General features: G+C 60.6%; 21 protein-coding genes and 1 pseudogene. 3 read left to right on the top strand and 19 right to left on the bottom strand.

Going from position 1 to position 26,322, the window contains the following annotated elements; genetic code table 11:
• Positions 1-1,297: 1,297 nt before the first annotated feature.
• The 6 genes and pseudogenes from HP062_RS28405 to HP062_RS28380 all read right to left on the bottom strand — a co-directional run bounded on the left by HP062_RS28405 (position 1,298) and on the right by HP062_RS28380 (position 7,843).
• Complete coding sequence (locus HP062_RS28405; RefSeq protein ID WP_010462145.1) at positions 1,298-2,230, bottom strand: D-2-hydroxyacid dehydrogenase; 933 nt, start codon at positions 2,228-2,230, stop codon at positions 1,298-1,300.
• A 120-nt stretch (positions 2,231-2,350) separates the two neighbouring features.
• Positions 2,351-2,644 (bottom strand): YcgL domain-containing protein, encoded by a 294-nt coding sequence (locus HP062_RS28400; RefSeq protein ID WP_007898694.1) that lies wholly within the window; start codon positions 2,642-2,644, stop codon positions 2,351-2,353.
• On the bottom strand, positions 2,641-3,774 hold the full coding sequence (gene rnd, locus HP062_RS28395) for a ribonuclease D (protein WP_010462151.1): 1,134 nt from the start codon (positions 3,772-3,774) through the stop codon (positions 2,641-2,643). The genes HP062_RS28400 and rnd overlap by 4 nt, the downstream gene beginning before the upstream one ends.
• A gap of 123 nt (positions 3,775-3,897) precedes the next feature.
• Positions 3,898-4,559 (bottom strand): annotated as a pseudogene (locus HP062_RS28390) (class I SAM-dependent methyltransferase).
• 73 nt (positions 4,560-4,632) lie between these two features.
• Positions 4,633-6,282, bottom strand: a complete 1,650-nt coding sequence (locus HP062_RS28385; protein WP_172792395.1) for a phosphoethanolamine transferase — start codon at positions 6,280-6,282, stop codon at positions 4,633-4,635.
• 178 nt (positions 6,283-6,460) lie between these two features.
• Positions 6,461-7,843 carry a glutamine synthetase family protein gene (locus HP062_RS28380; RefSeq protein WP_077750027.1) on the bottom strand — a complete coding sequence of 461 codons (1,383 nt, stop codon included), beginning with the start codon at positions 7,841-7,843 and terminating at the stop codon, positions 6,461-6,463.
• Positions 7,844-8,358: 515 nt separating this feature from the next.
• Here HP062_RS28380 and HP062_RS28375 point away from each other — a divergent pair.
• Complete coding sequence (locus HP062_RS28375; protein ID WP_154913901.1) at positions 8,359-9,552, top strand: cyanate transporter; 1,194 nt, start codon at positions 8,359-8,361, stop codon at positions 9,550-9,552.
• 227 nt (positions 9,553-9,779) lie between these two features.
• Positions 9,780-10,715, top strand: coding sequence for a LysR family transcriptional regulator (locus HP062_RS28370; RefSeq protein ID WP_077750029.1), 936 nt, complete (start codon positions 9,780-9,782; stop codon positions 10,713-10,715).
• Positions 10,716-10,718: 3 nt separating this feature from the next.
• On the opposite strand, the gene HP062_RS28365 is transcribed toward HP062_RS28370, so the two are convergent.
• The 6 genes from HP062_RS28365 to HP062_RS28340 form a co-directional block, all read right to left on the bottom strand.
• The gene (locus tag HP062_RS28365) at positions 10,719-11,084 is read right to left on the bottom strand and encodes a 5-carboxymethyl-2-hydroxymuconate Delta-isomerase (protein WP_172792394.1); all 366 of its coding nucleotides are present in this window, start codon (positions 11,082-11,084) and stop codon (positions 10,719-10,721) included.
• 57 nt (positions 11,085-11,141) lie between these two features.
• Entirely contained in the window at positions 11,142-12,068 is a 927-nt protein-coding gene (locus HP062_RS28360) for a LysR substrate-binding domain-containing protein (protein ID WP_172792393.1), read from the bottom strand.
• Positions 12,069-12,140: 72 nt separating this feature from the next.
• Positions 12,141-14,255, bottom strand: coding sequence for a DUF6311 domain-containing protein (locus tag HP062_RS28355; protein WP_172792392.1), 2,115 nt, complete (start codon positions 14,253-14,255; stop codon positions 12,141-12,143).
• Positions 14,252-14,638 (bottom strand): GtrA family protein, encoded by a 387-nt coding sequence (locus HP062_RS28350; protein ID WP_172792391.1) that lies wholly within the window; start codon positions 14,636-14,638, stop codon positions 14,252-14,254. Before HP062_RS28350 ends, HP062_RS28355 begins: the two co-directional genes overlap by 4 nt.
• A complete protein-coding gene (locus HP062_RS28345) occupies positions 14,635-15,345 on the bottom strand; it encodes a bifunctional 2-polyprenyl-6-hydroxyphenol methylase/3-demethylubiquinol 3-O-methyltransferase UbiG (protein ID WP_172792390.1) in 711 nt (236 codons plus the stop codon). The genes HP062_RS28350 and HP062_RS28345 overlap by 4 nt, the downstream gene beginning before the upstream one ends.
• A gap of 3 nt (positions 15,346-15,348) precedes the next feature.
• Entirely contained in the window at positions 15,349-16,317 is a 969-nt protein-coding gene (locus HP062_RS28340; RefSeq protein WP_010462173.1) for a glycosyltransferase family 2 protein, read from the bottom strand.
• Positions 16,318-16,593: 276 nt separating this feature from the next.
• Between HP062_RS28340 and HP062_RS28335 the strand changes: the two genes are divergently transcribed.
• Complete coding sequence (locus HP062_RS28335; protein WP_010462174.1) at positions 16,594-16,785, top strand: DUF1508 domain-containing protein; 192 nt, start codon at positions 16,594-16,596, stop codon at positions 16,783-16,785.
• A 202-nt stretch (positions 16,786-16,987) separates the two neighbouring features.
• Here the strand turns inward: HP062_RS28335 and HP062_RS28330 are convergent, their stop codons facing one another.
• From HP062_RS28330 to HP062_RS28300, 7 genes are all read right to left on the bottom strand, one after another.
• The gene (locus HP062_RS28330) at positions 16,988-17,692 is read right to left on the bottom strand and encodes an NAD(P)H-dependent oxidoreductase (protein WP_172792389.1); all 705 of its coding nucleotides are present in this window, start codon (positions 17,690-17,692) and stop codon (positions 16,988-16,990) included.
• Between the two features lie 73 nt (positions 17,693-17,765).
• On the bottom strand, positions 17,766-19,181 hold the full coding sequence (locus HP062_RS28325; RefSeq protein ID WP_010462179.1) for an aldehyde dehydrogenase family protein: 1,416 nt from the start codon (positions 19,179-19,181) through the stop codon (positions 17,766-17,768).
• A complete protein-coding gene (locus HP062_RS28320) occupies positions 19,174-20,364 on the bottom strand; it encodes a pyridoxal phosphate-dependent aminotransferase (RefSeq protein WP_172792388.1) in 1,191 nt (396 codons plus the stop codon). The genes HP062_RS28325 and HP062_RS28320 overlap by 8 nt, the downstream gene beginning before the upstream one ends.
• 27 nt (positions 20,365-20,391) lie before the next feature.
• Positions 20,392-21,999, bottom strand: coding sequence for a 5-guanidino-2-oxopentanoate decarboxylase (locus HP062_RS28315; protein WP_172792387.1), 1,608 nt, complete (start codon positions 21,997-21,999; stop codon positions 20,392-20,394).
• A 10-nt stretch (positions 22,000-22,009) separates the two neighbouring features.
• Positions 22,010-24,109 (bottom strand): acetate--CoA ligase family protein, encoded by a 2,100-nt coding sequence (locus HP062_RS28310; protein WP_172792386.1) that lies wholly within the window; start codon positions 24,107-24,109, stop codon positions 22,010-22,012.
• Between the two features lie 18 nt (positions 24,110-24,127).
• A complete protein-coding gene (locus tag HP062_RS28305) occupies positions 24,128-25,288 on the bottom strand; it encodes an acyl-CoA dehydrogenase family protein (protein WP_010462188.1) in 1,161 nt (386 codons plus the stop codon).
• Between the two features lie 53 nt (positions 25,289-25,341).
• Positions 25,342-26,133, bottom strand: coding sequence for an enoyl-CoA hydratase/isomerase family protein (locus HP062_RS28300; protein WP_077750041.1), 792 nt, complete (start codon positions 26,131-26,133; stop codon positions 25,342-25,344).
• Positions 26,134-26,322: the final 189 nt, after the last annotated feature.

Genomic DNA, 26,322 nt, shown 5'->3' with positions numbered 1-26,322 from the left:
TTGACTGTCACACCGCCATCGCGAGCAGGCTCGCTCCCACAGTTGATTCCTGGTGCTCACAAAATAGTGGATTCACAGCACAACCCATGTGGGAGCGAGCCTGCTCGCGATGAGGTCGTCACATTCAACATCAACGTTGACTGTCACACCGCCATCGCGAGCAGGCTCGCTCCTACAGTTGATTTCTGGCGTTCACAAAATAGTGGATTCACAGCAGAACCCATGTGGGAGCAAGCCTGCTCGCGATGAGGCCGTCACATTCAACATCAACGTTGACTGTCACACCGCCATCGCGAGCAGGCTCGCTCCCACAGTTGATTCCGGGTGTTCACAAAATAGTGGATTCACAGCAGAAACCATGTGGGAGCGAGCCTGCTCGCGATGAGGTCGTCACATTCAACATCAACGTTGACTGTCACACCGCCATCGCGAGCAGGCTCGCTCCCACAGTTGATTCCTGGTGTTCACAAAATAGTGGATTCACAGCAGAAACCATGTGGGAGCGAGCCTGCTCGCGATGAGGCCGTCACAGTCAACATCAACGTTGACTGTCACACGCCCATCGCGAGCAGGCTCGCTCCCACAGTTGATTCCTGGTGTTCACAAAATAGTGGATTCACAGCAGAAACCATGTGGGAGCGAGCCTGCTCGCGATGAGGCCGTCACAGTCAACATCAACGTTGACTGTCACACCGCTATCGCGAGCAGGCTCGCTCCCACAGTTGATTCCTGGTGTTCACAAAATAGTGGATTCACAGCAGAAACCATGTGGGAGCGAGCCTGCTCGCGATGAGGCCGTCACATTCAACATCAACGTTGACTGTCACACCGCTATCGCGAGCAGGCTCGCTCCCACAGTTGATTCCTGGTGTTCACAAAATAGTGGATTCACAGCAGAACCCATGTGGGAGCGAGCCTGCTCGCGATGAGGCCGTCACAGTCAACATCAACGTTGACTGTCACACCGCCATCGCGAGCAGGCTCGCTCCCACAGTTGATTCCTGGTGTTCACAAAATAGTGGATTCACAGCACAACCCATGTGGAAGCGAGCCTGCTCGCGATGAGGCCGTCACGTTCAACATCAACGTTGACTGTCACACCGCCATCGCGAGCAGGCTCGCTCCCACAGTTGATTCCTGGTGTTCACAAAATAGTGGATTCACAGCACAACCCATGTGGGAGCGAGCCTGCTCGCGATGAGGCCGTCACAGTCAACATCAACGTTGACTGTCACACCGCTATCGCGAGCAGGCTCGCTCCCACAGGTTTTGCACACTGTTCGAGTGAGCGGTGGGTTCAGTAGCCGCGGTTGAAGTCGACTTCCCCGCGCAACGCCTCGCCCGCCTGATACGCCCGCAAGTTTTCGACAAACAGCTTGACCATCATTGATGGCGAGGTCGGTGCCGAGCTGTGGCCGGTCAGCAGCAGGCCCCAGGCGGTCCAGAATGGATGACGCTGCGGCAGCGGCTCCTGACGGCAAACGTCGATGACCGCGCCCGCCAGATGCCCTTCTTTCAAGGCTTCCACCAGGTCCGCGTCGACCACGGCCACGCCGCGCCCGACATTGATGAACAACCCGGTCGGCTTGAACTGCTTGAACAGCGCCGCGTCGTACAAGTCGTGGGTATTGGGGGTGTTGGGCAGCAGATTGATGACGAAATCCACTTCACCGACCAGCCGTGGCAAGTCCGCCAGCACGCCGACTTCAACAAACGGCGCCTGCTCGCGGGCTTCGCTGGCGATACCGTACAGCTCAACACCAAATGGCACGAGGAACTTTGCCACGGTCAAACCGATGTCACCGGTGCCGACGATCAACACCTTGCGTCCCGCCAGGCTCTGGCCCTGACGACTGTCCCACTTGCGCTCGACCTGGCTGACCAACCGCGCCAGCACTTCGCGCTCGTGGCCAAGCATGTAGGTCAGGACGTATTCGGCCATGACCTGACCAAAAATTCCCACCGCACGCGTCAGCCGGTAATCGCGGCGCAAACCGTCGGCCAGCAGCGGCGTGATGCCGGCCCAGGTCGATTGCAGCCATTGTGGCTGGTGGCCCTGGCGCAACAGGTTCGCCAACAGGTCCGGCTGACCCAGCCAGATCGGGCAGTCGGCCGCCTGGCTGGCCAGTTCGGCGGAGTCGCCGCTGGTCAGCACTTCCAGATCAGGCGCAGCCTGGCGCAACAGTTGGGCGTACACGGGGTGGTCGTGTTCAGCAATCAGAACGCGCATGGTTCAAACCTTTCGAAAACAGAGCAAACGGCCGCCGACGGAGTTTCGCTCCGTCGCCCTGGCCATCGCCAAAATCATTCCAGTGTTTCACACAGACTCTGAACAGAGCCTGTCTGCCGATCACATCGGGTCGTTGCGTCGCAGCAATTCTTCCGGCAAGTGTTCGATGTATTCGTCTTCGGCCGGTGGCATTTGCAGGTGATAGCCCTGTTTCTCAAGGTTTTCCAGGACCACGGTGATGTCCTCGCGCGACAGTTTTCGCTCGGGGGTCAGCACCAGATCGAAAGCGTGATGAGGTTTGCCGAAGGCGGCCATCAGACTTTCCGGGACGCGCTCCAGTGCATCGCTTTTGAGCACATAGAGGTACATCTCGTTTTTCTTCAGGCTTCGATAGATGGAGCAAATACGTTTCAAGGCTGTTCTCCGGCGGTGGCCAGGCTGTCGAGCAGCGCCTGGCCCATCAATTCGCGGCGCCAGCCACGCAGCGAATCAGGCAATTGGTAAGGACCGTTGGGGTAGCCGCTCTTGAGCAGCGCTTCCAGGGTTTTCTTGCGCAGCATCAGTTCCGGCGCAATGTTCAGGCGCTCGGCTTCGGCCTGGCCGATCGCACGCAGCTGTTTGACCAGATTGGCGGCGTCCACCGGCAATGGCTCCGGCACGGCGGGCGGCCATTGATCTGGCGACACACTGCCAGAGCGCTTGATCAGATCAAGCAGAAATTCGCCGTCCTGACGCACGGTACGCGGGTGCATGTCTTCGATTTTCGCCAACGCGCCGAGGTTGTCCGGTTGCGTGCGTGCCAACGGCCACAGCGAGTGTTCACGGACGATGCGATTGCGCGGCAGGTCGCGGGCGCGGGCTTCACGCTCACGCCAGGCGCAGAGTTCACGCAACACGGCGAGTTGGGCGCGGGAGAGCTTCCAGGCCAGCTTGGCTTCGCGATAGACCTCGTAGGGATCGATCTCGCGGCGCAGGTTGGCCACCAGCTCGGCGCCGTCTTCCAGGACCCAGGCGTACTTGTCGTCGGACAGCTTCGGACGCAGCTGTATGAAAACTTCCGCCAGGTGCAAGGCATCTTCGGCGGCGTAGCTGATCTGGGTGTCGGACAGCGGACGTTGCAGCCAGTCGGAACGGGTTTCGCCCTTGGGCAGGTCAATGCCGAGCACTTCCTGCACCAACCGCGAATAACCCATCGAGAAGCCGAGGTTCAGGTAAGCGGCGGCCAGTTGCGTATCGAACAGCGGCGCCGGCAGGCTGCCGGTCAGACGCAGCAATACTTCGAGGTCTTCGCTGCACGCATGGACGACTTTGACCACGGCCGGGTTTTCCAGCAACGCGGCCAGAGGCTGCCAGTTGTCGATGGTCAGTGGGTCAATCAGGTAAGCGCGTACGCCATCACCGATCTGCAGCAAGCCTGCGATCGGGTAAAAGGTGTCGACCCGCATGAATTCGGTGTCGAGGGCAACGAATGGCAGCTGCTGCCACTCGGCGCAAAACTGACCGAGGCTATCGTTGTCGCGAATCCAGTGAATATCGATGGCCACACGGCTCTCCCTTGAAGAATGGCGCGCAGTATATATCGCCCCCGGCGATTTCCGCGCATCCACTGAACAAGAGCTTTAGCGAAAATGCCTGCCAGACGGCAAGAAATGTCTGACAAGCGGAGGTCAACCGACCTTACGCAGCACATAGACCCGCATCCGAGCACAACCGGGCAAGAAGTCCTGATGACTGAGCAAACTGAAACCCGCCAGCCTGAATTCGGCTTCGACTTCGGCCTTGCCGGCCAGCTGCCGGGGGGAGCGCCCGTTGTGCCTGGGCGGCGCAGCTTGAAATGTGCATCGACTCGTACCGCCACAATCACCGTATCGCGACTCACACGATGGAACTCCGCCAGCAGGGCCAACCGATGCTCCGGGCTGTCGATATGCTGAAACAGTTGCATGCAAAAAATGCTGTCGACCGCGTTCGCCGACAAGCCGAGGGTGAAGGCTGAACTCTGGAACGTTTTGATTCGCTTGAGCAGACTCTGCGAATGATGTGTCTGGGCGTGGTTGAGCATGTCCTGCGACGGGTCGGACGCGAGGATCACCCGGTTCGCGTGCTCGGCCAACACCGGCCAGTAACGCCCGGCACCGCACGCCACATCCAGCATCAGGCCCGGTTCGCCGGCGACCTTGAGCGCGTTGCGCACCAGTTGCTCGTCGCGCCAGAACGCCATGCGCCCCGCCAGGCCACGCGGTCGCGGCTGAAGGCAGACGCGGGCGTGTTCCTGATCGTAGCGCCGGGCGAACTCAAGCTCGATGGCGGAAGGGGGCTGCGCGGACATGTGCAATGACTCTTGTCGGAATATGTACCGGTAGCAGATTAGCGACCGATGCGTGAAAAAAAGGTCGAAACACTTACTCTTTGGCCAACACTCCGTCGATCACAGCGCCGCGGCAACCGGCAAACATGTCCAGATCCTGGTTGTAGACCTTGCTGTTGACCTCAAGCAGACCGAGCATCGAATGGAACAGGTTGTCCTGGCTCAGCGGCTTGTCGCGGCTCAGTTGCAGGCAATGGGTGTCCACCGAGAACGACTTTTGGTAGCTGTCGGAGAACCACGCCAGCATGGCCACGCGTTTCTGCTGTTCCGGCGCCAGCATGTAAGGCGTGCCATGGAGGAACAAGTTGTACTCGCCCAGCGACTCGCCGTGGTCCGACAGGTAAACCATCGCGGTATCGACTTTGTCCTGGTTGCTGCGCAACGTATCAATCAACGTCGACAGCACGTGGTCGGTGTACACCAGCGTGTTGTCGTAGCCATTGACGATACTTTCGCGGCTGCAATTGTTCAGTGCGTTGCTTTCACAGACGGGCGTGAAGCGTTCGTACTCTTTCGGGTAACGCTTGAAGTATTCCGGGCCATGGCTGCCCATCTGGTGCAGGACCAGCACGGTGTCCTTGTCCAGCGTGTCGATGAAGTGCTGCAGACCTTGCAGGAGAATTTCGTCGCGGCATTCACTGTTGGCGCACAACACCGGGTCCTTGAGGTTGCTGACGTCATCGAGGGTGACCCGATCGCACGTGCCTTTACAGCCCGATTGATTGTCACGCCAGATCACGTCGAGACCGGCGCGCTTGAGCACGTCCAGCAAGCCCTCTTCATTCTTCGCGGTGCTGGCGTTGTAATTCTTGCGGCCCATGTTCGAGAACATGCACGGCACGGACACGGCTGTTTCCGTGCCGCAGGAATGCACGTCGGTGAAAGCGATCAGGCCGGGTTCCTTGTCCAGTTTGGGGGTGGTGTCGCGGTCGTAACCGAGGATGCCGAAGTTCTCGGCCCGGGCACTTTCGCCGACAACCAGCACTGTCAGGGATTTACGGCCGTGGGTTTGCCAGGCGGGATTTCGCTGGGCATCTTCACCGACCTTGACGAAGGGTTGCCGGGCAGAGACTACTTGCTCGCGCAGAAAGCCGAACGAAGCACCGATGTAGTTACTCGGCACCACCATCAGGCGCAATTCATGGTGATTGCGAAACAACGAAGACAGCCCTTGATAGTTCACCAGCGCGACACCACCGATCACCGCAACTGAAGCAACACTCACCAGCGCCTTACTTACCAACTCACGGTGCCAGCGGCGGTAATCAACCGGAACTTTCCACAACAACCATGAAGGCAAAACACCGAGCAGAAGAATATAGACCAGCAACTTCAGTGAGAGTAAGTCACGCACTTCCGTCGCGTTGGTTTGCGCGAAGTTGCGCAACATGCCGGTGTCAATCAGCACACCGTATTGACTCATGAAGTACGCCACGCCCGCGCTGACCATAAACATCAGCATCAGGACCGGCTTCATTACGTAGCGGAACGCCAGAAAGGTCAGCACAATATTGAAGGCCGCCAGAATCATCACGCCAAAGGCGACAAGCATGACGATGCCTTTACCGTCCGCGGCGGTGATGTCAAACAAGCGCTGCCAGAGTACTAGATTAAAGCCAATCAGCAGAAAGGCGCTGGCAATCAGTGTCACCCACTCCGGGCGCACGGGTTTGAACTTCAACATAGTGATGGGCTATTCCTGAAAAGAAGTGTTCATGGCAAATGTGAAAATTTCATTTACCGTGACAGCACTAACTTTAGGCAGCCAACCATCAATTTTTTGTGAAAAAGAAGCCAACGATTAGTTGGCTCCTGTTATCCACTCGGTACTTTTACTTATTTGAGAATGGTTCAGCTTTTGTTCAGGCCTGATGCAAATACCAACGCCAGTCCTGCTCGCCAACTTCGCCCATGAATTGCCGATACTCGGCGCGCTTTACCGCCAGGTACACGCCGAGGAATTCCGCGCCGAACGCTTCACGCGCCCAGGTCGAACCTTCCAGCGCCCGCAAGGTGGTCAGCCAATCGGTTGGCAACAACTCCGTGGCCTGGGCGTAACCATTGCCTTCCACGGGCGCGCCCGGGTCGAGCTGTTCACGAATGCCGCGATGGATGCCGGCCAGAATTGCTGCGGCGGCCAGATACGGGTTGGCGTCGGCGCCGCAGATGCGGTGCTCGATGTGCCGCGAGAACGCCGGGCCACCGGGTACGCGCAAACTCACGGTGCGGTTGTCCACTCCCCAAGTCGCTGCCAGCGGCGCATAGCTGTTGGTCTGAAATCGACGGTAGGAGTTGGCGTTCGGGCAGAACAGCAGCAACGAATCGAGCAAGGTACTGAGCATGCCGCCGACCGCTTGTTTGAGCAGCGGCGTGCCGTCCGCGGACTCGCTGGCGAACAGGTTGTTGCCGTCCTTGTCCGCCAGGCTGACGTGCATGTGCATGCCGGTGCCCGCCAGGTCATCGAACGGTTTGGCCATAAAGCAGGCGGCCATCCCGTGTTTATGCGCAACACCCTTGACCAGTCGCTTGTAACGCACCGCTTCGTCCATCGCCTGTAGGGCATCGGTGCGGTGTTCGAGGGTGATTTCCACTTGCCCCGGCGCGTATTCGGAAATCGCCGTGCGCGCCGGAATGCCCTGCAGTTTGCAGGCACTGTAGAGATCTGCCAGAAACGGCTCGATCTGCTCCAGCTCCCGCAAACCGTAGACCTGCGTCGAGCGCGGGCGCCCGCCATCGACGTCCCGCGCCGGTTGCGGCCGACCGTTGCTGTCGCGCTGCTGATCGAGCAAATAGAACTCCAGCTCCGCCGCCATCACCGGGTAATAACCGTCGGCCTGCAAGCCTTCGATCACCTTCGCCAGCAGATGCCGTGGATCAGCAATCGTCGCCGGCATGCCTTCCTTCGGGTGCATGCTGACCTGCACCGCCGCCGTCGGAATCAACCGCCACGGCATGCGCGTCAGACTGCCGCTGATCGGGTACGCCCGGCAATCGATGTCGCCGACGTCCCAGACCAGGCCTGAGTTTTCCACGTCATCGCCGTTGATGGTCAGGCCGAGAATGGTGCTTGGCAACGGCCGTCCGCTTTCGTACACCGCCAGCAGTTCATCACGATGCAGCAACTTGCCCCGTGGCACGCCGTTGTTGTCGAGGATGAACAGCTCGAACATCTCGATATCCGGGTTCTGTTCGAGAAAGGTCAAAGCTTCTTGCTTCGTGGCGAAGGAGGTCGTGGCACAACTCATGGGAATTCTCTTGTTTCCGCGTCAGGCAAACGCGCAGGCGCTGCCGGTTTGATCCCGGCGCACAGCGCGGGACCTGTCAGAAGAATCAACGGGAAAGGCAGGCATCCGGTGGGCGTGCGTGACGGCAGTGCCATAACGCCCAGAAGGCTAATTCAGAGGGAAGTGCGACGGGACAACCGTCCATAGAGATAACCGCAGAAAACAGATGAGCAGCAGCGTCACACGGGCGCTCAGGTCGTTAAATCGGGATTTGAAGAACTTTGGGTGTGGGCTGGCTAAACAATCATTCTCCCAAACACCGCCGATCCCTGTGGGAGCGAGCCTGCTCGCGATAGCGGTGTGTCAGTTAGCACATGCATCGATTGAAACACCGCTATCACGAGCAGGCTCGCTCCAACAGGGGATCCACGGTGTGGCACCGGTATTTAATTTTTAAATACCGCTGCGCACTATCTGATTTGCGGCCTCCCGCCCTCGCGCGCCTAATCGGCTCCTGATTTTTCAAGGCCCGATTGATGGAAAACGTTCGCGCAACTACCCGCCCTGCCCTCTGGCTGATGGTCAGCATCCTCCTCGTCGCCCTGAACCTGCGTCCGTCGATGGCGGCCGTCGGGCCTTTGCTGTCGGCCATTCGCGGGGACATCCCGTTGAGTTTCAGCCTGGCCTCGCTGCTGACCATGCTGCCGGTCATGGCCATGGGGCTGGCGATGTTCTTCGGCTTGAGCGTCAGCCAACGCCTTGGCGAACAACGCACGGTGGTGATTTCACTGTCGATCATTGGTCTGGCCACGGTCTCGCGGCTGTTCGTGGACTCGGCCGCCGAACTGATCCTCAGCGCCATGCTGGCCGGCATCGGTATTGCGCTGATCCAGGCATTGATGCCGGCGCTGATCAAATCCAGGTTCAGCGACAACGTTGCCGTGTGCATGGGGCTCTACGTGACGTCGATCATGGGCGGTGCGGCGATAGCGGCCTCGTTTGCGCCCCTGGTGATGGCCCGTACCGGCAGTTGGCGCGCGGGCCTGGCAATCTGGGCCGCGCTGGCCCTGGTGGCATTGCTGTTCTGGGGCCTGGGGCGTGCGGGGACATCGGCGCCAACGGTACTCGCACCACGCAACACATCGTTCCTCACTCATTCCCGCGCCTGGTTACTCGCCGTCTTCTTCGGTTTGGGCACTGCGTCCTACACCTGTGTGCTGGCCTGGCTGGCGCCGTACTACGTGGAAAAGGGCTGGAGCGAACAAAACGCCGGTTTGCTGCTGGGCTTCTTGACGGCCATGGAAGTGCTGTCCGGGCTGGTGACCCCCGCCATTGCCAACCGCAGCCGTGACCGACGCCTGGTGCTGGTGGTGTTGCTGGCGCTGATCATGGCCGGTTTCTGTGGGCTGATCCTCAGCCCGCAACACTTCAGCCTGCTGTGGCCGTGCCTGTTGGGGCTGGGCATCGGCGGTCTGTTCCCGATGAGCCTGATTGTGTCGCTGGATCATCTCGACAACCCGCAACGCGCCGGCGGGCTGACGGCCTTCGTACAAGGCATCGGCTACCTGATCGCCGGTCTTTCGCCGCTGATGGCCGGGATGGTCCGAGATCGGTCGGGCAGCTTCGAATCGGCCTGGTGGTGCCTGACCGGTGTCATGGCGCTGATGATCCTGATCGCCCTGCGTTTCAATCCGCGGCATTACGCCCGGCAATTTCCTGGCGCTACCTGAGCACGTTGTCCAGCACCTTGTCGCACGGTGCCTGCCACCGCTCATGGGTAAAGGCCTTCGGCCATGTTTTGTGGGATTAAATTCATAAGTCGTGTTCGTTACATTTTCTGTCCCACAACTGACTGTGAAACGTCCTACAGGGCATTCTCCTGGCACCATCGTTCCGTTAGGATCGTTCGCACACGTTTGCGCACAGTCAGCGCAAGGAGCACAGCGAGACAGAACGGATGCTGAACAGTAACTTGCTTAGAAAGCTCGATATGCAAGACCTCATGGTGTTTGTCGCCGTGTATGAGCAAAGCAGCGTCACCGGTGTGTCGGAGGCGTTGTGCGTCAGCCAGTCCACCGTGAGTTACTGCCTGAAGAAACTGCGCACCAGTTTTGAAGACGAGTTATTCATTAATACCCGCACGGGTATGCGCCCCACTTACAAAGCCAGCACCATGTACACCCACGTGCTGAAGATCCTCGAAAGCATCAACCTCTGCCATGCCGGCGCCCAGGCGTTCGACCCGACCTTGCAACCGGTCACGTTCAACATCTGCGCACCGGAATACTTCGAGCAGTTGATCCTGCCGCGCCTGTTGAAAAGCTTTGATTTCGCCGACCTGCCGGTGATGGTCAACATGCACAAGTTCGAAACCGACATCCCCGCCGAAGACCTGCGCGATGGCAGCCTCGACCTGGTGATTTGTTTTGGCCCCCATCTTCATCGCAGCCACAGCGACCTCAAATCCCGGTTGTTGCTCGAAGATGATCTGGTCTGCGTCTTCGACAAACGCGCCACGCCACTGGAACCCCGTTTAAGCCTGAAGGCGTTTGTCGAACGCCGGCATGTGTTTCCGACACCGTGGACCTCCACCACCAACATGGTCGATGGCTGGCTGGCGCGACAGGCGCATAAACGGCAGATTATCGCGCGCTCCAACAGCTACAGCGCGGCGCTGAAAATGATCACCGGCACTGACTTCATCCTGACGTTGCCCCGCCGTATCCAGCAATTGCTGGCCAACGAGGCGATCTTCAATCACTGCGAAGCGCCCAACGGCTTGCCGGGTTTCACCCTGGACATGCAGTGGAGTCAAAGTGTCGATCAGGACAGCGCCAACACGTGGCTGCGCGAGCAGGTGATCAAAGCCTGCGCCGAGCAGGAAATGGCCTGAAACTCAGTGGCCGATGGCCGTTTTGGTGTAGGACTCCCGGTCGATGTCGAGGATCTCCACGCACAACTGGACTTCAACCCCCGTCGGCCATTCACACAGCTCCTGCACTACGGCCAACAGGCTCTCGGACAACTGTTTTTTGATCTGCGGCGAGCGACCGCTCAGCAGCGCCAGCTTCACATGCACAAACGCCCGTTCCCCCATCGCCGTGCCGATCTTGAACGTCTCGACCTTCACCGCACGGCTCTTGATATCGAACTCCGCAGCAAACTGACCGGAAGCCACCAAGGCATTATTGAGCCGAATCAACGCCATGTCGGCGTTAAGCTCAGGCAGGTTGGCGGTGTATTCCATGTGCAGGTGGGGCATGGTCTGGCTCCTGGTAGTGTGCAGAAAGGACCTACATATAACACAGCGTCGTCCGACTCATTTGGACAGCGGCGACTCAAGGCGCTCACTCATGAACGCCTCCAGCCGCGTGCGCAACCAGCGTTCGGCCGGATCGGTATCGACATGGCTGAGCCAGACCATGGACAAGTCCAGTGTCGGGGTCTTGAACGGAAAGGCTTCCTTGAATAACTGACCCGAAGCGGCCATCGCCTCGGCGGCGTAATCCGGCAGGCTGGCGATCAGGTCGGTGCCAGCGAGCAAGGCCGGCAACGAACTGTACTGCGGCACCGACAGCACGACTTGGCGCGTGCGGCCGATCTCCGCCAGCCATTCATCAGCGTAGCCACTGACATTGGCGGTGTGCGACACCAGCACGTGCGGTCGTGCGCAATATTCATCGAGGGTCAGCGGGGTGTCCGAGGCGTCGGCGCGCAAAATGCTCGGCTGGATGTGCCGCAACAACTTGCGTTTGGCATTGGCTGGCAGGCCGCGGGTCTGGCTGATGCCGACCGTGATATCACCGGAGGCCAGCAAGTCGGGAATGCGCCAGTAATCGACATGCTGAACCACGAACACCACCTTCGGCGCTTCCTGGCGTAAGGCGCGCAGCAGCGGCGGCAACAGGCCGAACTCGACGTCATCCGACAGCCCGATGCGAAAGGTCATGGTGCTGCTGGCCGGATCAAAATCGTGGGTCAGGCTAAGGGCCACTGACAACGAGTCCAGCGCTGGCGACAGGTGCAGGATGATTTCCTCGGCCCGCGCGGTCGGCTCCATGCGATGGCCGACGCGAATGAACAGTGGATCGTTGAACATCGTCCGCAAGCGGTTAAGCGCGGCACTGATGGTCGGCTGGCCGAGAAACAGCTTCTCCGCCACACGCGTGACGTTGCGCTCCAGCATCAACGTTTCGAACACCACCATCAGGTTGATGTCAGCCTTGCGCAGTTCGTTGCGATTCATTCCTTGCCCCCGTTCCCCAACACTGCGGGCAGTTTAGAAAGGCGCGACGGGGGCGTCTACGTGCGTTGGCTTTCAATTGACCGTCAAGGTCTTCAATCCGAGCGCAAGTTGGCGAACGTCCTGGCCAAGCCCGAACTGTTTCGGGCTGACGGCGTCGGCAAACTGCAGTTGCAACCTGACGACACCCTGACTCGACACCCGTTGTTGCATCTCGGCCGTGAGGGGAATATCGATCACGTTGCCGTCAGCCTGTTCAAGTTGGGTGTTCGTTGCCGGCAGGCCGTTGATGCTGATGCCGACACGTTGACGCCCATGGCCGGGAGGTAGAAACGCCGTCGTCTCCAGACGCAAGGAATGCACGGGCGCCAGGGTCCGGAACATGACTTCAGCGTCCGGGCCTTTGGACCAGACACCCCAGGGTTCAGTCTCGGACCAGCCCTTGGCCAGCAACGCGCCGCCCTTGTTGCCGTAAGTGAACAGCGTCTTTTGTCCGGGTTCGAGGGCGGGTACCAGGTCCAGCGGATTGATTTGCGAGGTCGCCTGCAAGCAAGTGCCGCACTGCTTCCAGCCCGGAGCCAGCACCGTGAAGCCGTCAATCCGGGCGAAGAGATCCGTTTGGGTATTAATGTTTCTCACCGACTGGATCAACGCACGCTCATCGAGCAGGTACAACGAGTCGGCGTCATATTTACCCGACGCCATTTCCCGGGCCGTCTGCTGCTCGGATTCGATCCAGTTGGCCGTGTCCATCCGCCCCAGGTAAACGGCATTGGTCGCCAGACCGTGGGCGCCGGCAAAATCAGCCACCGACATCCACTTCGGGGACAGATTCTGCGGAACGATCCAGCGAATGTTCTTGTAATGGGCTGCCGCGCTTTCCCAGAACGGATCGACCATGGGCGACGCCCACTTCGACGCCGGTTCCATCATCAATTGCTTGCGCACCCCTGCCCAGCCGGCGTGTGTGTCCACCATCTGTATCAGCAACGCCAGCGACAGCAGGCAAAAGGCCGTGCGCGGCGTGTTGGCGCGAATGACCAGGAAAATGATGGCGAAGATGATCGCGTAGTACACCGGCCAGAACATTCGCCCCGAGGCGCGGAAGATGTTGGCGATGGAAATCACCACGGGCGGCAGCGGATAGGTGAACTCGAGCAAGCCCAACGCCACATGATTTGAAATGGCGAACACCGTCAGCCCAATCAGCGCCAACAGCAAAAAGGGTCGCCGCCGCACCTGTTGCCCGAAGCCGGTATTGCCTTGCAGTAAACCGACCACGGCATAGAGGCCCAGCGTGATCAGGCCAAGTCCCAGAAAGACAAACCCTTCGCCGTCACCGAACCCTTGGACACCGGGCAGATCCTTCAGCACATAGGACCAGTTCCCCGAGTCGATCAGTGACAGCAGGTTCATGCCGTAGATGCCAAAACCGCCTGAGATCGCGCCTTCGGTGCCGACCGAAAAATACCCGGCTTGCCAGCAGCAAAAGCTGACCAGTGAAAACAGTGCAAGAAACTCGATCAAGGCAGAGCGCAGCGTCAGTTTCTTCTTGAAATACCCGGCCGCGAGATCAGCGATCCAGATCAGTGCAACCATCGCCAGAAAGTACGCGTGGACCAACGCGACCGTCGCCAGCAATGCGCCCCAGGCCAGGCGTCGACGACGCAGTTGCGGATGCAGGGCCAGGTAAAACGAAGCCAGCAGCAGAAAATGCCCGCCCAGGGACAAATGAAAGGGCATGCGCATGAGCATTGGCGGAACAAAGAGCAACAACGCCGTACTCACGGCACGCACACCCACATGCGACGACATCAGCCCCACTACCTTCCAGGCAAACCACGCCTGCAGGACGAAGCAGGTCAGTAACCAGAGGCCGAAATACTGAAAAGGCGTCGGCAACAGCGCAGCAAAGGGTTTGAACAAGAATGCCAGCAGCGGGTTGGAATCAGAAAAAATGATGCCATTGCCCAGTTCCATTCCATAGGAAGGATTGAGCCCTATGGGAAAAGTCCACGGCGACTGCCGGAAAAAAGCCCATCCCAGGTAATGGGTCGCCGGATCGCCATTGCCCAGCCACGCGATGTTTTGCGGGTTCAGCGCCCGTGGCCCGATGATGAGGAAAAAGGCCACAACACCGATCAACAGCGGCAAGAGGTTGAGTGGCAGGCGTCTAGCGAAATCCTTCATCGATACGTCCAGAAGTTATGCAATACAAAGGTGAAGGCCGGAAGAGTCAGCGCCACTGCGCCAATCCCCAGCAAATAATGCAGCCCGGCCATTTGCGCAGCCCAGGCCACCAGCATCGCCAGCAGGAATCCGGCAGCGGAAACCATCATGAAGCGCAGCAGCGTTTTGCCGTGCAAACGGGCGGAAAAGCTCCACGTGGTATTGATCAGGTAAGACACCACGGTCGCCACGGCAAACGCCGCGCCGTTGGCCAAGGGCGGTAGAGGCAGCACGTAATGGATGAACAACACGGCGACCAGCGCATGCAGGGCCGTGACGAGCAACCCGGTCACGGCAAAACGCAGGCCACGCTGGATCAGGGCGGATTTTTCGGCTGACGTCACGGCTTCTGCGCCAGGACAAACACGGTCAATCCGGCCAGACGATTCGCGCCCATGAAGGGCAGTTCGACGCTGCACAGCGTCTTCAAAACCGTATTCACCAGTGGATGGTGCTGCTTGAGTTGCGAGCGTGGTGGCGACGGTTGTGCGCCCTTGGGCAACAAGCGCAGGGTCGCAGCAATCGGGAACACCAGGCCGAAGTAGTAAGTCCCCTGTTTCACGTTCAAACCGGCGTCCCGGGCCACCGTTTCCAGCTGCGCCAAGGTGTAGCGGCGCTTGTGTTCCAGGAAGTCATCGTGCCCGCTCCAGAGAAACTGGAACGCTGGCACCGTCATCAGGAAACGGCTGCCGGAGGGGACTTTATCGACGTAAACCTTGAGCAACCCGACGTCGTCATCGACATGTTCCAGCACATCCATCAGCAGCACCAGATCGGCATCCACCGAGTCGATGCCGCGACGGTAATGCACCGGTTTACCGGCGGTGGTGGCGTCCGAATCCTGGTCGTAACTGATGTCGACGCACCAGGCTTCACGGGCCGCCGAATGCCTCAGCAAATGGTGGGAAAAGAATCCGGAGCCCGCGCCTACGTCGAGAATCCTTGTGACCGGCGTGTTACCCAGCATTCGCGTGGTGGCCGCCGCTTTGGAGGCGTAATACCAGTGCTGGTCGATGCTCGAACCGAGGATGTCGGTTTCCTTGAGATCCATGGTTCAGTCCTTGGGGTCGTAGACGCGCCGCACCAGATACACCGGGCGGCGTTTTGACTCGATATACGTGCGGCCCAGGTATTCACCCAGCACGCCGATGCCGATCAATTGCAGGCCGCCCAGAAACGTGACGGCGACCATCAGCGACGCATAACCCGGCAAATCGACACCGGAGATCAAGGTTCGCAAGATGATGAAAATGGCAAACGAGAACGAGATCAGCGAGACGAACAGCCCCAGATACGTCCAGATGCGCAGCGGTTCGGTGCTGAAACTGGTGATGCCTTCCAGCGCGAAGTTCCACAACCGCCAGCCGTTGAACTTGCTCGCCCCCGCCACCCGTTCAAGGCGCTCGTAGTTCACATGCGTCGTGCGAAACCCGACCCAGGCAAACAGGCCTTTCATGAAGCGCCGGGACTCGGGCAGGGTTTGCAGGGCATCCACCACACAACGGTCCATCAGACGAAAATCGCCGACGTTTTCCGGCAGATGTTGCTCAGCGATTTTGTTGTGCAGGCGATAAAACCAGTTGGCCGAGGTTTGCTTGGCCCAGGAGTCGGTCTTGCGACTCACACGATGACCCAGCACCACTTCATAGCCTTCACGCCAAAGGGCGATCATCTCGAGGATCACTTCAGGCGGGTCCTGCAAATCGACGTCGATTGGCACCACCACCTGGCCGGTGGCGGTCTGCAAGCCGGCAGTCAGGGCCGCTTCCTTGCCGAAATTGCGGCTCAGATCGACGATGCGCAGGCGCGAATCGGTCTGTTGGCGCTCCAGCAGCAGGTCGAGCGTGGTGTCGGTGCTGCCGTCGTTGACGAACACCATTTCCAGACCGATCAGCGTTTCATCCTTGAAGACGTCAGTGATCCGCGCGATGAACAAATCAATGGTCGCCGCCTCATTGAAAACCGGTATCACGAGCGAAAGCTGCACATGCCCGGTCAGTTGCGTTCCGTGCTGATGAGTCAATTGATTGCTCTTTTTTATAGTGATTTTTCTACAATCCGAGGTCGTCGACAGCTGCTCGACGCCATGAGCCGTGTCGTATTAAGCAGGACCGAGGGAGGTGATGCAAGGGCGAAACTGCGGGGTTTTGGCCATCCACACCGACCCGGCAGCGCGGGCTGAAATATTTTCAAATGCCTGGAAACAAATGCCTGATGGCCAAAAAACCCAGCTCCGCTAGGCTTGCCCCCGATGCGACACACAGGTTGTCGCGATGACCCATCGCATGGAGCGAGCAGAATGTATTTCGAGATTTACAGGCAATCCAAAGGCACGCCGAGCACCGGCAAAGGACAATGGCGCTGGCGCTTGAGAGCGGGGAACCACGAGACGATCGCCAGTGGCGAGTCGTATGTGAACAAGGCGGATTGCCTGCATGCCATCGGGTTGATCAAAGGGGTTGAGGGTGAAACGCCGGTGAAGGAAATTTAAACCCGATCACCTCTGCCGAACCTGTTCAGTGACCGGGAACAGCTTCGGCATATTTCGTTTTTCGGGGTTGAACTCGCTGGCCCCTTCGCGAGCAGGCTCGCTCCCACAGGAGATCTGTGGCGTACACAAACCCTCTGTAAGAGCGAGCCTGCTCGCGATGGGGCCGGAAAACACACCCTCAAGCCCCCGCCAAAAGCCCCTTTCAACCAGGCAACGGATACAACGCCTCATCAAACTGTGACAAGCGCGGAAACTGCATCGGCCGGTCATCACTCAGATGCTCCAGACGCTGCTGATAACCCTGCAGGAAATCTTTGCGTGCTTCGTCACTGATGTACGGCACATGCCAGGCCACGAACGGCTCGAGCACGTCAAACCCGACATAGGCCAGCGTGCCGCGCAGGATCGGCCGCAACATATCCTCCAGCGGACCATGAATCGCGCCATCACCGAACATATGCTCACGGCCGCCCAGGGTGACGGTAACCAGCGCCTTCTTGCCGCTCAATCCGCCCTGGTCGTAAAAACGTTTGCCGCCGTAGCAAATACCCGAAACCAACACCCGATCAATCCAGCCCTTGAGCATCGCCGGGGCGGAGAACCAGAAAATCGGGAAGTTCAGGATCAGCAAGTCAGCCCACAGCAGTTTGTCGAGTTCTTGCTGGATGTCCGGCGCCAGCGACTGGCTCTTCACCCCCAGCCGTTGCTCCAGCGCGTACACCAGGTACTCGGGGTTCTCCCGCGAGGAAAAGTCATCGGCACTGGCCACCGGGTTCCAGTTCATCGCGTACAGGTCGCTGACCCGGACCTCATGCCCCTGAGCCTCAAGCGTCGTCACCGCCTGGTCACGCAGGGCGGCGGTAAAGGATTTCGGCTCCGGGTGAGCGTGGACAATCAAGACTTTCATGGCAATTTCCTAAACGTTTACAGGTTTTATGGGTGGGCAATAACCGTGCGCAGATCGTTTGAACCGTCAACGGTCACACCTGGATCGCCTTCACTTCCACAAATTCATTGAGCCCTTCTTCTCCCCATTCCCGGCCATTGCCTGACTGTTTGTAGCCGCCGAACGGCGCCTGATAATTGAACGCCGCGCCGTTGAGAAAGCACTGCCCGGCGCGCAACTGTCGTCCCAGCTGCAAGGCGCGTTCGGTGCTGCCGGCCCAGACACCGCTGGACAAGCCAAACGGCGAATCGTTGGCGATCTGAATCCCTTGCGCTTCATCGGTGTAGGGAATCAGGCACAGCACCGGGCCGAAGATTTCTTCCTGGGCGATGCGCATGCGGTTATCCACATCGGCGAACAGCGTTGGACTGACGTAGTAACCGCGTTCAAACGCTTGCGCTGTTTCGCCGCCGAAAACCAGCCGCGCGCCTTCTTGTTGTCCGGCCTGAATGTAGTCATGCACGGTGCGACGCTGCGCCGCCGAGCACATCGGCCCGAGGAAACTCTGCGGGTCCAGCGGATCGCCCATGCGCAGACTTTGGGTTTCGGCAATCGCCAGTTCCACGGCCTCGGCGTAACGACTGGCCGGCAGCAACATGCGGGTCAACGCAGTGCAGGTCTGCCCCGAGTTGATCATCACGTCCTGCACGCCGTAGCGCACGGCGGCGGCCAGATCGGCATCCTCGGCAATCAACAGCGGCGACTTGCCGCCCAGTTCCAGGCACACGCGCTTCACCGAAGGCGCCGCCGCTTGCGCCACGCGAACCCCGGCACCGGTGGAACCGGTGAACGACACCATGTCCACGTCCGGGTGCTTGGCCAGCGCTTCGCCGACTTTCGAGCCCGGTCCGCTGACCAGGTTGAATACGCCGGCCGGCAACCCGATCGCTTCGATCATCTGCGCCAGCAAAAAGGCATGCAACGGCGTTTCCTGACTCGGCTTGACCACCACGGTGCAACCGGCGGCCAAAGCCGGGGCGAGTTTGCCGATCAGTTGATGCAGCGGGTAGTTCCACGGATTGATGAAGGCGCACACACCGACCGCCTCGCGGATGACCAGCGAATTACCGACCTCGCGCACTTCATCCATCAAGCCGGCGAGTTCGACGTATTGCTCCAGGCCGATGATGGGCCCGTCGACCTGCACCGAACGGCACCATTGCACCGGCATCCCCAACTCGGTGGTGATGACCGCAGCCATTTCATCGGCCCGGGCACTTAACTGGTCGGCGAGGGCACGCAGGTAACCGGCGCGAACACTCGACGGCGTCCGCGACCATGGACCGAAGGCCCGGCGCGCCGCAGCCACCGCGTTGTCGACATCGCGCTCATCGCCCAGCGGCACCGAACCTGCGACCTCTTCAGTGGCCGGATTGATGACCTCGGCGATGCCCTGCCCCGACGGGGTCTGCCAGCGGCCATCGATAAACAGCGTCTTGTGGTTATGCATAGACATGGGCTTCCATCAGTTCAGTGGCGCAACAGGTGATTCGCTGGCAGGCGTCACGCAAGGGTTCTGCGCCCAGCACCAGGCCCAGGCGAATATGCCCGGCTGCGCTCGGACCGAAGGCTTCACCGGCCAGCACCGACACGCCATGACGGTCGAGCAAGCGGTCGGCAAACGCTTGGGCGCTGAGCCCGGTGTCGCGGATATCGACCATCACGAACATTCCGCCATCGGGTTTCAAGGCCCGCACGCCGGGGCAGTCGGCCAGGCATTCACAGACCAGATCGCGGCGTTGGCGATACGCTTCGCGCATCGTGTCCAGTTCCGGCAAGTTGCTTTCCAGCGCGACGACGGCGGCGTCCTGCACGAAGTCCGGCAAACCGTAGAGCATGCACAGCGCGAGGTTTTCCAGGTGCTCGGCCAGCGCCGGTGGCGCGATTGACCAGCCGATGCGCCAGCCGGTCATGGCGTGGGATTTCGACAGGCTGTTGAGTGTCGCGGTGCGCTCGGCCATGCCCGGCAAACTCGCCGGACTGATGTGTTCGCCGTCGAACAGCAACTCGCTGTAGACCTCATCGGAAATCAGCCACAGGTCGTGGGTGATGCATAAATCTGCAAGCGCCTGCCAGGTGCTGCGCGACAAACTGGCGCCGGACGGGTTGTGTGGACTGTTCAGTGCCAGCGCCCGGGTACGCGGCGTGATGCGGGTGGCGACGTCTTCGGGCAACACCCGAAACCCGTTTTCGGAACGCACCGGCACCGGAATCACCACCGCACCGCAGGCACCGAACACGGCTTCATAAGTGACGTACATCGGCTCGGCGACGAGCACTTCGTCGCCCGGATTCAGTACGCACTGCGCCACGCAGAACAACGCGCATTGCGCCCCGGCGAGCACGGTGACCTGCTCCGCCGAAACGTGCTGGCCACTGCGTTTGGCGTAATGCCGGGCGATGCTTTCACGCAGTGCGCGTTTGCCACGCACGTCGGCGTAGTGGGTGTTGCCGGACAACAGGCTGTCGATGGCCGCCTGCACAATCGGCACCGGGGTGTCGAAATCCGGGTCGCCGACTGACAGCAGCAGAATGTCTTCGCCCTGCTCTTTCAGCGCCAAAGCGCGGTAGTGGATGTCCCAGGCGGCAGCGCCGTCACCGGCGATGCGTTGAGTCAGATCGGAAAAGCGCATGGCGGTATCCTTTTTACAAAATTGGAGTCACTGCGCGCACGCGTGCTTGAGTTCGATCAGGGTCACGCCGTTGCGCTTGAAGCCGTGGCGCAAGTCGGTTTGCAACTCGGCCAGGCTTTGCGGCTCGCTGACCGTGCAACCGAACGCACGGGCAAGGGCGGCAAAGTCCGGGTTGCGCGGCAGAACGCCAATCGGCTCGATATCCAGCCCGATCATGTCGTCGCGGATCTGTCCCAGCGCGTCGTTGTTCCAGAGCAACACCACCAGCGGGCTGTCCAGCTCTTCGACGGCGGTGGCCAGTTCTTGCGCGGTGTAGAGAAAACCGCCGTCGCCAACCAGCACCAGACCCGGCCGCTGCGGCGCGCCGAACTTGGCGCCGATGCCCGCCGGCAAGCCATAACCCAGCGTGCCGTAGCCGGTCGGATGCAACCAGCTGCGTGGTGCCAGGCTGTTGAAGGCGTAGTTGCCGGTGTAGGCCAGTTGGGTCATGTCGGTGCTGATGAAGGCATCGTCCGGCAGCTCCGCAGCGATACGTTCGAGTATCGCTTGATGGATCGACTGCAAGGGACCGTGGTTGTTTTGCACCGCTTCACGCAGCGCTGCGACGGACGCGATCGCTGCACTGGCATCGCGATTGACGGGCGACAGACGTTCCAGCAACGCGGCGAGGGTGTGTTGCGCATCGCCTTGCAGCGCCACCGCGCACGGGTAGAAATCGTTGAACTTGCGCGGGTCGATGTCCACGCGCAGCAGCTCGGCATTCAGCGGCAGACGCTCGCGCCAGAAATCGGTGTCGGCCATTTCGGTGCCAACGGCCAGCACCACGTCCGCCTCGGCGATGAGTTGCCAGCCCGGCTCGACGCACAGGGTCGAGCCGGCATTGAGCGGTGCATCCGGCGGCAACAGGCCTTTGCCGGCCACGCTGGTAAACAGCGGCGCGGCGAGTCGGGTGCTGAGTTCATGCACTTGCTGCTGCGCATTCAATGCGCCACCGCCCGCGATGATCATCGGCCGTTTGGCGCTTTGCAGTTTGGCCACGGCCTGATCCAGCGCCGTAGCGGCCGGTACGCCACGGCTCGGGCGACGCACCACTTCATTGCTCCAGTCGCGGCTGACCTTTGCCGACAGCACGTCGAGCGGCACGGAAATGTGCACCGGGCGCGGACGCTCACTGTCAAACACCGCGTAGGCACGGGCGATCAATTCGGGCAGGTCTTCGGCGCTAAGGGCTACCGCCGAAAACGCCGTGATCGGCGCGGTAATTGCGCGCTGGTCCTGGGTTTCGTGCAGGCACCCCCAGCCTTTGCCGAGGCTGGCGGTGTGGTTGACGCTGGATATCACCAGCATCGGAATCGAGTCGGCATAGGCCTGGCCGATGCCGGTCGCGGCATTGGTCACGCCCGGCCCGGTGATGATGAAGCACACACCCGGTTTTCCGCTGACTCGGGCGTAGCCGTCGGCCATGAAACTGGCGCCTTGCTCATGGCGCGTCAGCACATGGCGAATGCCGCTGCCGGGCAGGCCACGGTACAACTCCAGCGTGTGTACGCCGGGGATGCCGAACACGGTGTCGACGCCGTAGTTGGCCAGCAGGCGGACCAGGGCCTGACCGCCGGTCAATGTTGTGCTTTGCATATTCAAGTCCTCACTCGTGGCCGAGGCGAATCAACGCATCGACCGCAGTCGTGCCATCGGCACCGACCAACAATGGGTTCACATCAAGTTCCAGTAACTGCCCGGCGTTCTCGCAGGCGTAATCGGCCACCGCTCGAATCGCCGCCACCAGCGCGTCCAGATCCGCCACTTGGCGACCGCGAAAACCTTGCAGCAACGCGGCACTGCGCAGGCCGAGCAACGCTTGGCGAATGGCGCCATCGGTGGTGGGCAGCAACAGGCTGCGACTGTCCTTGAGCAACTCCACCAGAATTCCGCCCGCGCCGATGACCAGAGCCAGGCCGAAGTCGTTTTCGCGTTTGATGCCGACGATCAGCTCGGCCAATGGCGGCTTGGCCATGGGCTCCAGCAGCACCTGATCGAACGGCACGTGCGGCGCGTAATCGACGAGGCTGGCGCGCATTTTTTCCAGGGCAGCGTTCAGAGCGGCGCCGTCCTTGAGGTTCAACGCCACGGCGCCGGCTTCGGTTTTGTGCGGCAGTTGGGAGCTGACCGCTTTCAATACCAACGGATAACCCAGCGCGTTGGCGTCGCTCAACGCCTCGTCCGGTGAGCTCAACACGCCGTTGGGCGTCTGCAGGCCGAAGGCGCGCAACGCTTTTTTCGAATCCCATTCATTGAGCAAGCGACCTTCGCCTTCCAGCGCCTGAGGGCAGTGCGGCACCAGCACTGATTCACCGAGCGCCAGCAGCGCCTGACGGTTGCGTTGATAGCCAGCAATCCGCCCCCACGCGGCCAGCCCGTCTTCGACGCCTTGCAACGCCGCCACGCCTTGGGTATGCAGACGTTCGCGAGCGTGGGCCGGCAGCAATTCCGGGAAAGCCGAGGTGACAAAACCGGTCTTGCCGTGGCGGATCAGCGCTGCACAGAACAGCTCCAGCAGCAGGTCGCATTCCTTGCGTTCGCCGGTAAATTCGGCCGGGTAATCGAGCACCAGCATCGCCGCATCGGCTTCGGTGCGCAGGGCGCTGTCGAGCATGTGGTTCAAGGCTTCGCCGTCGCCCCAGATCGCCGTGGTGAAATCCAGCGGATTGACCAGATTGGCGTAGCTCGGCAGCACTTGCGCCAGCTCATCGCGCTGACCTTCGTCGAGTTTCGGCAAGCTCAGCTCGTTGCGCTCGGCGTAGTCGGCAATCAGCCCGGCATCGCCTCCCGAACAGGCCAGTGCGATCAGGCTGTTGCCCGCCGGCAACTTGCCGCACGCCGCCGCTTTCAAGGTTTCGACGAAACTCACCGGGCCGCTGACGCGGATCACGCCGAGGCGTGCAAACAGACTGTCGTACAGCGCATCGGAACCGGACAGCGAGCTTGTGTGACTCAGCGCCAGCTCGGCACCGATCTGCGACACGCCGGTTTTCAAGGCGATGATCGGAATGCCCTTCTCCAATGCCTTGTGCGCCGCGCGGGCGAAACCCGGGACGTTTTTCAGGCCTTCGAGGTGCAAGCCGATGGCGGTGACGCGCGGCTCATCGAGCAACACGTCCATCAATTCGGCGATGCCCAGTTGCGCCTGATTGCCGACCGACGCCATGTAGGCCACTGGTAGCGAGCGGTCACTCATGGACAGGTTGTAGGCAAAGTTACCGCTTTGGGTCAGGACGGCGACGCCCTTCTCCACCGGTTTTCCGCCATGGGCCACCGGCCACAGCGCGGAGCTGTGCAAGTAGTCGAGCAGGCCGTAACAGTTGGGGCCGAGCAAGGCCATGTGGCCGGCGGCTTTGAGCAATTGTTGCTGCAAGGCCTGGCCCTCGGCACCGGTTTCGGCGAACCCGGAGGCGTAGCAGATCGCCCCGCCTGCGCCCTTGGCGGCCAGTTCGGCAACGCAGGTCAGGGTCAGCTCGCGGTTGGTCGCGATGAACACCGCGTCCGGGCCGCACGGCAGTTCGGCAATACGGCGCACACACGGCACGCCTTCAAGGCTGTCGTGCTGCGGATTGACCAGCCACATCTCGCCAAGGTAACCGCCGTCGGCGCAGCGCTTGAGCGCGCGGGCCATGCTGCGGCCACCGATAAACGCCAGGTGGCGCGGTGCGAGCATGCGTTTGAGGTTGTCACGAATCGTTTGCGACATAGCCATTCTCCCGACCGGTCAGCGCAACAGTGGCCGCAGCAATTCGCGGGAAATGATGTGGCGCTGGATCTCCGAGGTGCCTTCCCAGACGCGCTCGATCCGCGCGTTGCGCCAGATGCGTTCCACCGGGCATTCGTCCATCAGGCCCATGCCGCCAAAGATCTGCACCGCCTCATCGGCGACCTTGCCGAGCACTTCACTGGCAAACAACTTGGCCATGCCGGCCTCTCCGTCGGTCATGGTGCCCTGGTCCATTTTCCAGGCGGTGTGCAAGGTCAGCAGTTCGGCAGCGCGGATCTGCGTGACCATGTCGGCGAGCTTGAACGAGATGCCCTGGTAGGTGCCGATCGGCTGGCCGAACTGCTTGCGGTCGGCGGCCCATTGCAACGACACATCGAGCGCGCGTTGCGCCTGGCCGACGCAGTTGGCGGCGACCATCACCCGTCCGGCCGTGAGCCAGGCGTTGGCCACGTCCCAGCCCTTGCCCACTTCCCCCAGCACTTTATTGGCGGGAACGCGGCAGTCGTCGAAGAACATTTCAAAGGTGTGATAACCGCGGTTGCTCACGCACTTGGGACCCCGGCGAATGGTCATGCCCGGCGTGTCGCGGTCGACCAGGAACGACGTCACGGCGTTGCGCTGTTTGCCGTTGTGTTCGTAGGTGTCGGTGACCGCGAAAACGATGGCGAAATCGGCGTGACCGGCGTGGCTGATGAAGTGCTTGCTGCCATTGAGAATGAAGTCATCGCCGTCGCGCACGGCACGGGTCTTGATCGCGTTGGCGTCGGAACCGGCACCCGGCTCGGTCAGCGCGAAGCAATCGATTTTCTCGCCCTGGATGCACGGCAGCAGGTAGTCGTTGATCTGCTCGCCGGTGCAAGCCATGAGGATTTTCGACGGCCGCGCGACAAACACATGCAGCGCCCACGAAACCTTGGACAGTTCACGCTCGATCAGCGCCTGGGACAGGTAATCGAGGCCGCCACCGCCCACTTCTTCGGGCATGTTGAAGGCATAGAAACCTGCCGCAATCGCCTTGCCACGGATCTGTGCCGCCAGCTCCGGGGAGACTTCGTCGGCGCGGTCGACCGCTTCCTCATGAGGCAGCAGTTCCTTGGCGACAAAGCTGCGTACCGCGTCCACCAACATGTCTTGTTCTTGGGTCAGTTGGAAATTCATGGGGCTACCTGTTGTTCATGTGCTGAGTAGGTGTACGAGGCCAGTCATCGGGCCTATTGGCCGCTGAAGTGTGCCGGGCGTTTTTCGATGGCGGCGCGCAAGGCTTCGGCGCCGTCTTTGCTGCGACCGCAAAGCAGGCCGGCGGCGAGCTCGGCTTGCAGTTGCTCCGGCAGGCTGCGCTGGGCGCCTTCGCGCATGAGTTTTTTGGTCTGGGCGAAAGCGAACGTCGGGCCGTTGGCCAGGCGCGTGGCCAATTCGGTGGTCACGTCGTGCAGTTGTTCATCGGCGCAGACTTCGCCGACGAGACCGGCGGCCAAGGCACGGTCGGCGCCCCACAACTCGTCGAGGAACAGCAGGCGCTTGGCTTGTTCAGTGCCGATCAGGCGCGGCAGATGCCAGCTGGCACCGGCGTCCGGCGAGTAGGCCATGCTGGTGTAGCCGGCCTTGAAGCGCGCCGATTGCGCGGCGATGCGCAGGTCGCAGCACAGCGTCAGGTCCATCCCGGCGCCGACGGCGGTGCCGTTGATGGCGGCGATGGTCGGTTTTTCCAGGCTGTACAAACGGCTCATCAATGCATGGGCGGTTTCGGTCCAGCCGTAGCTTTCGAGGGCGCCACGGGCTTCGGCATCGGCCCACTCGGCGAGATCCGCGCCGGAACAGAAACTGCGGCCGCTGCCGGTCAGCACCACGACCCGAACGGAGGGATCGGCGTTGAACTCATCGAGCACGGCGTGCAGGTTTTTCAGGGTCGGAATGTCCAGCGCATTACGCTGATCGGGGCGATCGAGGGTGATCCAGGCCACGCCGGCTTTTACTTGGCACAGCAGAGAAATGTGAGTAGTCATGCGAATCCTCGAATTATTGTGTTTGGCGTGAGGTGGTGCGACTTAGGGCCATACTAAACGAGTGTTCAGCAAGACGGCAATTGGCTGAAGAACGGGCTGTAACAGCTGCGATTAATTAGTAAGCAGTTGATTTTGTTGGTTTAAGTTCTGACATCCAGCCATGCGACGACTGCGCTGTTACAACTTTGA

This window comes from Pseudomonas sp. B14-6, assembly GCF_013260315.1.
Taxonomy (GTDB): domain Bacteria; phylum Pseudomonadota; class Gammaproteobacteria; order Pseudomonadales; family Pseudomonadaceae; genus Aquipseudomonas; species Aquipseudomonas mandelii.
This window is presented reverse-complemented; position numbering and strand designations above follow the sequence as displayed.